Annotated in this window: 1 protein-coding gene; it reads right to left on the reverse strand. The window is 60.6% G+C overall.

Translation table 11 applies throughout. The annotated features are described in order from the left end of the window. Positions 1–221 (reverse strand): hypothetical protein (locus tag PZH32_RS12115; RefSeq protein WP_275208505.1); only part of this gene is annotated, 221 nt, incomplete at its 3' end. Positions 222–325 lie beyond the last annotated feature (104 nt).

Raw genomic sequence — 325 nt, forward strand, 5'->3', positions numbered from 1 at the left:
TCCAGGGCATAGTCCCGCAGAATGACCCGTTTTAAGTCCTCCGAAGCCCGAATCACATCCGCCTCCCTCTTTGAGGAGAGACCGATGGTTAAAAGCCCCACAAGCGGCGGATACCCCATCATCTTCCGGTACAGGAGCTCCTGGCGGTAAAACTGCTGATAGTCCTGCTCCGCCGCGGATGATACCGCGTAATGGTCCGGCGCGTAGGTCTGGATCACCACATCCCCCCGCAGATCTCCCCGTCCTGCCCGGCCCGCTGCCTGGGTCAGAAGCTCGAATGTCCGCTACGCGCTCTTATAATCCGGGGCGTAGAGGGAGAGGTCCG

It is taken from the genome of Adlercreutzia equolifaciens (assembly GCF_029076695.1).
GTDB classification, from domain to species: Bacteria; Actinomycetota; Coriobacteriia; order Coriobacteriales; family Eggerthellaceae; genus Adlercreutzia; species Adlercreutzia equolifaciens_A.